The 8,934-nt window shown below is 72.3% G+C and carries 8 protein-coding genes and 1 pseudogene; 4 read left to right on the top strand and 5 right to left on the bottom strand.

Going from position 1 to position 8,934, the window contains the following annotated elements:
• The first annotated feature begins 269 nt into the window (after positions 1-269).
• Positions 270-1,730 (top strand): catalase, encoded by a 1,461-nt coding sequence (locus B7L92_RS32765; protein WP_081240917.1) that lies wholly within the window; start codon positions 270-272, stop codon positions 1,728-1,730.
• A gap of 133 nt (positions 1,731-1,863) precedes the next feature.
• Here B7L92_RS32765 and B7L92_RS32760 read toward each other — a convergent pair whose 3' ends face one another.
• From B7L92_RS32760 to B7L92_RS32740, 5 genes are all read right to left on the bottom strand, one after another.
• On the bottom strand, positions 1,864-3,318 hold the full coding sequence (locus tag B7L92_RS32760; RefSeq protein ID WP_081240916.1) for a sensor histidine kinase: 1,455 nt from the start codon (positions 3,316-3,318) through the stop codon (positions 1,864-1,866).
• 10 nt (positions 3,319-3,328) lie between these two features.
• Positions 3,329-4,069, bottom strand: a complete 741-nt coding sequence (locus tag B7L92_RS32755) for a response regulator transcription factor (RefSeq protein ID WP_081240915.1) — start codon at positions 4,067-4,069, stop codon at positions 3,329-3,331.
• A gap of 97 nt (positions 4,070-4,166) precedes the next feature.
• Positions 4,167-5,204 carry a S1C family serine protease gene (locus tag B7L92_RS32750; RefSeq protein ID WP_081240914.1) on the bottom strand — a complete coding sequence of 346 codons (1,038 nt, stop codon included), beginning with the start codon at positions 5,202-5,204 and terminating at the stop codon, positions 4,167-4,169.
• Positions 5,205-5,322: 118 nt separating this feature from the next.
• On the bottom strand, positions 5,323-6,351 hold the full coding sequence (locus tag B7L92_RS32745) for a LacI family DNA-binding transcriptional regulator (RefSeq protein ID WP_081240913.1): 1,029 nt from the start codon (positions 6,349-6,351) through the stop codon (positions 5,323-5,325).
• A gap of 107 nt (positions 6,352-6,458) precedes the next feature.
• The gene (locus B7L92_RS32740) at positions 6,459-7,238 is read right to left on the bottom strand and encodes a response regulator transcription factor (protein WP_081240912.1); all 780 of its coding nucleotides are present in this window, start codon (positions 7,236-7,238) and stop codon (positions 6,459-6,461) included.
• Positions 7,239-7,464: 226 nt separating this feature from the next.
• On the opposite strand from B7L92_RS32740, the gene B7L92_RS32735 reads away from it, so the two are divergent.
• The 3 genes and pseudogenes from B7L92_RS32735 to B7L92_RS32725 form a co-directional block, all read left to right on the top strand.
• On the top strand, positions 7,465-8,316 hold the full coding sequence (locus B7L92_RS32735) for an alpha/beta hydrolase (RefSeq protein WP_174704054.1): 852 nt from the start codon (positions 7,465-7,467) through the stop codon (positions 8,314-8,316).
• A 40-nt stretch (positions 8,317-8,356) separates the two neighbouring features.
• Entirely contained in the window at positions 8,357-8,611 is a 255-nt protein-coding gene (locus B7L92_RS32730) for a MoaD/ThiS family protein (RefSeq protein WP_004986402.1), read from the top strand.
• A gap of 3 nt (positions 8,612-8,614) precedes the next feature.
• Positions 8,615-8,934, top strand: a pseudogene (locus B7L92_RS32725) (hypothetical protein); the annotation flags it as partial.

Here is an 8,934-nt window from a genome sequence, read left to right as displayed (position 1 = left end):
AGGGCCCGGATGCCGCCGCCCCGCCGTCCCAGCGGCGACGTCCGGGTCGGCGGCATCCGGGCCCTCTCGACCTGTGCGGCCAGGGGGGAGGGTGCTCCGGCGGTCCTCGTGGACGGGCGAGTGCCGGATGCGATGGTCGATCTTTCTTTGGAGTGCAGCAGAAATTAGACGAGGTCTATTGTAGGATCGAGTGCGGGCTCGGCCTGGTGGACTTCCCGGTGAGTCCGCCGACTGGGCTTCGGCCCCGTACGTACGCAAAGGAGACCGCCTTGTCCGACTCCATCGACACCCCGGCGACGCTCGAGAACGGTGCGCCGGCCGTCAGCAACCGCAACTCGCTCAGCCTGGGTTCCAACGGGCCGCTGCTGCTGCACGACGTCCAGCTCGTCGAGACCCTCGCGCACTTCAACCGCGAGCGGGTGCCGGAGCGCAACCCGCACGCCAAGGGTGCCGGTGCCTTCGGCGTCTTCGAGACCACCGAGGACGTCTCCCGCTACACCAAGGCGGCCCTGTTCCAGCAGGGCGCGCGCACGGAGATGCTGGCCCGGTTCTCCACCGTGGCCGGCGAGCAGGGGTCGCCGGACACCTGGCGCGACGTCCGCGGCTTCTCGCTCAAGTTCTACACCTCCGAGGGCAACTACGACCTCGTGGGCAACAACACCCCGGTGTTCTTCGTGCGCGACCCGATGAAGTTCCCGCACTTCATCCGGTCCCAGAAGCGGATGCCCGGCACCGGTCTGCGGGACAACACCATGCAGTGGGACTTCTGGACCTCCAACCCCGAGTCCGCCCACCAGGTCACCTACCTCATGGGTGACCGCGGTCTGCCCCGGTCCTGGCGCCACATGAACGGCTACGGTTCCCACACCTACATGTGGGTCAACGCCGAGGGCGAGAAGTTCTGGGTCAAGTACCACTTCCTCTCCGAGCAGGGCGTCGAGTCCCTGTCCAACGAGGAGGCCGAGCGTCTGGCCGGGTCCGACGCGGAGTACCACCGCCGGGACCTGTCCGAGGCCATCGAGCGCGGCGAGTTCCCGTCCTGGACCCTGCACGTCCAGGTCATGCCGTACGCGGAGGCCAAGGACTACCGGTTCAACCCGTTCGACCTGACCAAGGTGTGGCCGCACGCGGACTACCCGCTGATCAAGGTCGGCACCATGACGCTGAACCGGAACCCGGAGAACTTCTTCGCCGAGATCGAGCAGGCGGCCTTCGCGCCGTCCAACCTCGTCCCGGGCATCGGCGTCTCCCCCGACAAGATGCTGCTCGGCCGGGTCTTCGCGTACGCGGACGCCCAGCGTGCCCGTATCGGCGCCAACTACTTCCAGCTGCCGGTCAACCGTCCGAAGGTGAAGACCAACTCCTACACCTTCGACGCCGCCATGACGTTCGAGCACACCGGCAAGGCCCCGGTGTACGCCCCGAACGCCTTCGACCGCCCGTACGCGGACGAGACCGGCCCGGTGGACGAGAGCTGGGAGGCCGACGGCGAGATGGTGCGCAGCGCCTACCGCCTGCACGCCGAGGACGACGACTTCTCGCAGCCCGGCACGCTGGTCCGCGAGGTCTACGACGACGCCCAGCGGGACCGCCTGGTCCAGACCGTCTCCGGCGCCCTCGCCCCGGTCCAGGAGCCGGTGCTCTCCCGTGCCTTCGAGTACTGGAAGAACATCGACGCCACCATCGGCGAGCGCATCGAGCAGGCCACCAAGGAGGCCCGGGCGAAGTAATCGCCCCGCGCGACGACCGACGCGCGACCACCCGTGAGGAAGCCCGGACCGCCACGGTCCGGGTTTCTTCGGTGTCGTCCGCGGGTCCGGAGAACCGGTCCGGAGAACCGGCACGGAAAGGGTGCCGCCTCCGCTACGGCACCTCGGGCGGTGGTGTCGGTGCGCCCGGCAGGCGGATCACGGCCGTCGTGCCGCCGCCCTCCGCCGGGGTCAGGGCGACCTCGCCGCCCGCCTGCTGGACCGTGCGGGCCACGATGGACAGGCCGAGACCGGAGCCCGGGAGGGAGCGGGCGCTCGGGGAACGCCAGAACCGGTCGAAGACGTGCGGGAGTTCGTCGACGGGGATGCCGGGGCCGTGGTCGCGGACGGTGAGGACGCCGTCGGCGAGGCGTACGTCGATCGTGCCGCCCTCCGGGCTGAACTTCACCGCGTTGTCCAGGACGTTGACCACCGCCCGCTCCAGTGCGCTCGGTTCCGCCCGCACGTACCAGGGCCGCACGTCCGCCGTGATGGTCAGCTCCGGGCCGCGCAGCCGGGCGCGGCGCAGGGCCGACTCGACGACGTCCTGCCAGGCGACGATCCGCGTCCGGCCGGCCTGCTGGTCGGTGTCCGGGCGGGACAGCTCCTGCAGGTCGCCGATGAGCGACGCCAGTTCCGTCATCTGCGCCTTCACGGAGGCGAGCAGCGCCTTGCGGTCGTCGGGCGGGAGGGGGCGGCCGGTCTCCTCGCTGCGGGTGAGCAGCTCGATGTTGGTGCGCAGGGAGGTGAGCGGGGTGCGCAGCTCGTGCCCGGCGTCCGCGATGAGCTGCTGCTGCAGGTCGCGGGAGCTGGCCAGGGCGGAGGTCATGGAGTTGAAGGAGCGGGAGAGCCGGGCGACCTCGTCCTCGGCGTCCTCCTCGACGGGGATGCGGATGCCCAGGTCCTCGGTGCGGGCCACGTGCTCGACCGCCTCGGTGAGCCGGTCGACGGGGCGCAGGCCGGCCCGGGCGACCGCGAGGCCCGCGGCGGACGCGCCCAGGACGCCCAGGCCGGAGACCAGGAGCAGGACCAGGGCGAGGTCGTTGAGCGTGGACCGGGTGCTGTCGAGGGGGACGGCGGCGACATAGGCGTAGTCCTGGGCGATGCCGCGGCCCAGGGCCGTCTTGACGGTGACCGCGGTGGTCAGCACGCGTACCGGGTCGCCCTTGCTGTCGGTGCCGTTGCGGAAGGTGAGGGCGCCCGGGTCCGGGGCGCCGGCCACGTCCTTGTCGTGGCCGGTGACCCGGACCGCGGTCGAGGCGAACGGCAGCAGGCACACCGTGCCGTCGTGCTGCACGAGTTGTCCGTAGCTCCCGCTCTGCGGGCCGAGGGTGTCCGTGGGGGGAGGCGTCCGGCTGCAGGTGTCGACGATCCTTTCGAGCTGGTCCTCGTTCAGCACGACGACCGACGCCCGCAGGTCGTCGTCGAGCTCCGCGTACAGCTTCCCCTGCACGATGAACCAGCAGGTGACGGAGACCACCGCCACCGCGAACGCCACCGCCGCCGCCACCAGCAGCGACAGCCGTGCCCGGATCGGCAGGGCGCGGAAGCGGCGCACCGGCCCGTTCACCGCGCCTTCCTCACTCCGCACCGCCCTGCCGCAGCACGTAGCCCACGCCCCGCACCGTGTGCACCAGGCGCGGCTCGCCGCCCGCCTCGGTCTTGCGGCGCAGGTACATCACGTACACGTCCAGGGAGTTGGACGAGGGCTCGAAGTCGAAGCCCCACACCGCCTTCAGGATCTGCTCCCGGGTGAGCACCTGGCGCGGGTGCGCCATGAACATCTCCAGCAGGGTGAACTCCGTACGGGTCAGCTCCACCGGGCGCCCGCCCCGCACGACCTCCCGGGTGGCCAGGTTCATGCTCAGGTCGCCGAAGGCGAGGACGTCGTCCGACTCGGCGGAGGCGGCCACGGCCGCCGCGTACGAGCTGCGGCGCAGCAGCGCGCGGATCCGGGCGAACAGCTCGTCCAGTTCGAACGGCTTCACCAGGTAGTCGTCCGCCCCGGCGTCCAGGCCCGTCACCCGGTCGCCGACCGTGTCCCGCGCCGTCAGCATCAGGACGGGGGTGGTGTCGCCGGCGGAGCGGATGCGGCGGGCGGCGGTGAGGCCGTCCATGCGGGGCATCTGGATGTCGAGGACGAGCAGGTCGGGCCGGTAGGACGCCGCCTTCTCCAGGGCGTCCGCGCCGTCCACGGCGACCTCGGTGTCGTACCCCTCGAAGGCGAGGCTGCGCTGGAGCGCTTCGCGCACCGCCGGCTCGTCGTCGACGATCAGGATGCGCTGGGGGGCGCGGTCGCCCTCTGCGGGGACGGGGCTCATGGGCTCGGGATTCCTCTGTCTGCGGGGGCTCGGCCGGGGTCCGGGTCTTCAGCCTCGCACGATCCGGCGGGGGCGCGGAAAGGGGCGGTCCCCGGGGTCAGTCGGTCGCGCCGGCCCGCAGCGTCGGCAGGTCCGCCTCGACCGTGTCGACCGGGATGGCGAAGCCCAGGCCCACGCTGCCCGCGTCGGACGCGGAGGAGCCGCTGCCGCTCGCCGGGTACATCGCGGAGTTGATGCCGATGACGGCGCCGTTCATGTCGATCAGCGCGCCTCCGGAGTTGCCGGGGTTGAGGGAGGCGTCGGTCTGGATCGCCCGGTAGGTGGTGGTGGACCCGCCCGTGTCGCCGTTGAACTCCCGGCCGCCGAACGCGAACGGCCGGTCGCCGCCCTGTTCCTGCTGCCGGCCCTGGCCCTGGTCCGTCGGGACGGTCACGTCGCGGTCGAGCGCCGAGACGATGCCGCTGGTCACCGTGGAGGTCAGGCCCTCGGGCGAGCCGATCGCCACGACCTGGTCGCCGACCCGGACGCCGTCGGAGTCGCCCAGGGTGGCCGCCCGCAGGCCGGACGCGTCCTCCAGCTCGATCAGCGCCAGGTCCTTCGAGCTGTCGGTGCCGACGACCCGCGCGGTGTACGTCCTGCCGTCGCTGGTGCCCACCTTGATCGAGGAGGCGCCGGCGACGACGTGGTGGTTGGTGATGACCTCGCCGTCCTCCGTGATGATCACGCCGGAGCCGGTCGAGGAGCCCGTGGGGGAGGTGGCCTGGATCTCGACGATGCTCGGGCCGACCGCCTCGGCGACGCCGGACACCGTGCCCTTCTGGCCGGCCGGCACCGCGGTGGTGCCGGTGGAGGAGGCGGAGGCGACCGTGCCGCTGCCGGTCAGTTCCTGCATGCCGTAGGCGGCGCCGCCGCCCACGGCCGCCGCGACGATCGCCACGGCGGCGAGCAGGGAGACCGGGCCGCGGGCGCGCCGCTGCCCCGGGGGCCGCGCGGCCGGGCCGGCGGGGGTGCCCGTGTCCCCGCTCGTCTCCGCGGTGACCGGCTGCCCGGGGGCGTACGCGGGCGGGGGCGGCCACGCGGGGTTCACCTGGTGGGGGGTCTCGTGCGCGTCGCCGCGGCGGAAGCTGTCGGTCATGGCTCCGAGCCTCGCGCCCGACGATGAGAGCATTCTGAGCGCTCGCTGAAAAGTCCGGCAGAACCTCGTATGCCCGATATAAGGGTCATGAGGTCCCGGCCCCGGCGGGGTCGTGCGGCTAGGACTGCCCGCAGCCGCAGGAGTGGCGCACCACCAGCCGGGACGGGAACAGCTTCAGGCGTTCGCGGCGCGAGCCGGCCACCCGCAGGCCGTCGTCGAGCACCAGGTCCACCGCCGCGCGGGCCATCGCCGGGCGGTCCGAGGCGACCGTGGTCAGGGGCGGGTCGGTGAGCGCCGCCTCCTTGATGTCGTCGAACCCGGCGACCGCGAGCTCGCCGGGCACGTCGATGCGCAGCTCGCGCGCCGCGCGCAGCAGGCCGATCGCCTGGTCGTCGGTGGAGCAGAAGATCGCGGGCGGGCGGTCCGGCCCGGAGAGGATCTCGAGGCCGACGCGGTAGGCGTCGTAGCGGTTGTACGGGGCTTCGAAGAGGCGGCCCTCGGTCGGGATGCCGGCCTCCTCCATCGCGCGCCGCCAGCCCTCGACGTGGTCGGAGACCGGGTCGCCGACGGCGGGGGTGTCCGCGGTGCCGCCGACGCAGGCGACGTACTCGTTGCCGTGCTCCAGCAGGTGGCGCACGGCGAGCTGGGCGCCGCCGAGGTCGTCGGTGACGACGGCGACGTCGTCGATCGCCTCGGGCCGCTCGTGCAGCAGGACCACCCGGGCGTCCCAGGCCTCGATCTCCGCGGCGGCCAGGTCGTTGAGCGCGTGGCTGACCAGGATCAGCCCGGAGACGCGCATCCCCAGGAACGCCCGCAGGTAGTGGACCTCGCGCTCGCCGATGTAGTCGGAGTTCCCGACCAGCACCATCTTTCCGCGCTCGGAGGCGGCCTGTTCCACCGCGTGCGCCATCTCCCCGAAGAAGGGCTGGCGCGCGTCCGGGACGATCAGACCTATGAGGTCCGTGCGCCGTGACGCCATCGCCTGGGCGACGCGGTCGGGCCGGTACCCCAGCTCTTTGATCGCGGCGAGCACCCGCTCGCGCGTGGCCGGGGCGACCGGCCGGGGTCCGTTGTTGATGACGTAGCTGACGACGGCGGTGGACGTTCCCGCCAGCCGTGCCACATCATCCCTAGTCACCTTGGCCACGCGCGGAGTCTACGCGGATATAACCGGGCCGGGCAGGGCGTAAAGGAGGTTCCGTGCAGCGGGGAAAGGGCTCGTATGTGCGATCGCAACGCTCAGGCGTGCGCCTTTCACGCTCTCGCCCGCGCCCCGGTGCCGTCCCGGGCGGTCGTCTCGTCCGTATCCGACGCCTTTTGCCGGTCGGCCCTGCTCCTGGCCTCCTCGGTGGCGCGCTCCCCCTTCTCCGGGGTAACGAATCGATAACCGACGTTCCGGACGGTGCCGATCAGCGACTCGTGCTCGGGGCCGAGTTTCGCGCGCAGCCGCCGTACGTGGACGTCGACCGTGCGGGTGCCGCCGAAGTAGTCGTAGCCCCAGACCTCCTGCAGCAGCTGGGCGCGGGTGAAGACCCGGCCCGGGTGCTGCGCGAGGTACTTCAGCAGCTCGAACTCCTTGAAGGTGAGGTCGAGGACGCGGCCCTTGAGCTTGGCGCTGTAGGTCGCCTCGTCCACCGACAGGTCGCCGTTGCGGATCTCCATCGGGGAGTCGTCGTCGACGAGCTGCCGGCGGCCCAGGGCCAGCCGCAGCCGCGCCTCGACCTCGGCCGGGCCCGCGGTGTCCAGCAGGACGTCGTCGATGCCCCAGTCCGCGGTGACGGCGGCGAGGCCGCCCTCGGTCACCACCAGGACGAGCGGGCAGCCGGGGCCGGTGGAGCGCAGCAGCTGGCACAGGCTGCGGACCTGCGGGAGGTCGCGCCGGCCGTCGACGAGGATGACGTCCGCGCCGGGGGTGTCGACGAGGGCGGGGCCCGCCGCGGGGGCCACGCGCACGGTGTGCAGCAGCAGGCCGAGGGCGGGGAGCACCTCCGCCGACGGCTGGAGGGCGTTGGTCAGGAGCAGCAGTGAACTCATCGCATCCCCTCCGCCCGGAGTTGGGTCGTCCTGCCTTCGTGCACGGTTCGCTCGCCCATAACGTCTGGTTCCTCCTCGGTCCCTGCGAGGACGTTTACGGCATGGCCACGTGCGATCGACGGCCCCGTACACCGGCGGTTCCCCGCGTCGTATACAACGCTCCCGAAAGCACAAAAGGACTCGGGGGCTTCTCTGCCCGAGTCCTCTTCGCAGCAGAATAGCCGACATGGGCACCGATCGGGCAGGTCATGTGGCACGCTCCACCTTTCGTCCGTATTCCGGGACACCGGGCGCAACGAACGGCGGCACGCCTTTGCGGACGTTTCTGCGCACTGCGGACGGCGTGCGGATCGATTCCGTATACGACCCGGGAAACGCCGTGCGCGGAATCCCCCGGGAGCCTTCCCGCGATCCGGTGTTCGTGGTCGCCCACGGCTTCACGGGGAACGCGGACCGGCCGCACGTGCGGCGGGCGGCGCGGGCGTTCGCGCGGTACGGGGCCGTGGTGACGTTCTCCTTCCGCGGGCACGGCGCGTCGGGCGGGCGGTCCACGGTCGGGGACCGGGAGGTGCTGGACCTGGCGGCGGCGGTGGCGTGGGCGCGGGAACGGGGGCACGCGCGCGTGGTCACCGTCGGGTTCTCGATGGGGGGCTCGGTGGTGCTGCGGCACGCGGCGCTCGGGGACGCCGGCGCGGACGCCGTGGTCTCGGTGAGCGCGCCCGCCCGGTGGTTCTACCGGGGGACCGCACCCATGCGGCGGCTGCACTGGCTGGTGACCCGGCCCTCCGGGCGGCTGGTGGGGCGGTACGGGCTGCGGACGCGGATCCACCACCGGCAGTGGACTCCGGTTCCGCTGTCCCCGGTCGAGGCGGTGCCGCGGATCGCGCCGACGCCGCTGCTGATCGTGCACGGCGACAGCGACGCCTACTTCCCGCTCGACCACCCGCGCACGCTGGCGGCGGCCGCCGGTGAGCACGGGGAGCTCTGGATCGAGCCCGGCATGGGGCACGCGGAGAACGCGGCGCCGGAGGAGCTGTTGCACCGGATCGGGGACTGGGCGGTCGCCCGGGCGGGCTAGCCTGACGGTGTTCACCGTCAACCGATTGAGGAACCAGCAGATGGCAAAGGTCACGGTGCGGTACTGGGCCGCCGCCAAGGCCGCGGCCGGTGTGGCCGAGGAGCCGTACGAGGCGGACACGCTCGCCGGAGCGCTCGACGCGGTGCGCGAGCGGCACCCCGGCGAACTCACGCGCGTCCTGCTGCGGTGCTCGTTCCTCGTCGACGGTGATCCCGTGGGCACCCGCGCGCATGAGACGGTACGGCTGGCCGACGGCGGCACGGTCGAGGTGCTCCCGCCGTTCGCAGGAGGGTGAGCCATGACCGACCAGCCGTACGAGGGGTACGACCCGTACCAGCAGCAGCATCCGTATCCACAGCAGCAACAGCCACAGCAGCAACAGCAGCAGCCGCAGGCGTGGCCCGGGCAGCCGCAGGCGTGGCCCGGGCAGCAGGCGTACGAGGACCCGTACGCCGACCAGCAGTACACGCAGCAGTGGCAGGGGCAGACCTGGGAGACGCAGATGCAGCCGCCGGTGCCCGCGCCGGCGGCTGCATCTGCGTCTCCCAGGTCTGCCCCTGCCACTGCTGCGTGTACTGCTGGTCGGCGTACGGGTCCTCGTACGCCTGCTGCCCGGGC

It is taken from the genome of Streptomyces viridosporus, assembly GCF_002078235.1.
GTDB lineage: Bacteria > Actinomycetota > Actinomycetes > Streptomycetales > Streptomycetaceae > Streptomyces > Streptomyces viridosporus.
This window is presented reverse-complemented; position numbering and strand designations above follow the sequence as displayed.

Bases quoted from the DNA above. Each gene is read 5' to 3' on its own strand.
- B7L92_RS32755 (WP_081240915.1), bottom strand. From the start codon at position 4,069: ATGAGCCCCGTCCCCGCAGAGGGCGACCGCGCCCCCCAGCGCATCCTG.
- B7L92_RS32750 (WP_081240914.1), bottom strand. From the start codon at position 5,204: ATGACCGACAGCTTCCGCCGCGGCGACGCGCACGAGACCCCCCACCAG.
- B7L92_RS32740 (WP_081240912.1), bottom strand. From the start codon at position 7,238: ATGAGTTCACTGCTGCTCCTGACCAACGCCCTCCAGCCGTCGGCGGAG.
- B7L92_RS32735 (WP_174704054.1), top strand. From the start codon at position 7,465: ATGGGCACCGATCGGGCAGGTCATGTGGCACGCTCCACCTTTCGTCCG.
- B7L92_RS32730 (WP_004986402.1), top strand. From the start codon at position 8,357: ATGGCAAAGGTCACGGTGCGGTACTGGGCCGCCGCCAAGGCCGCGGCC.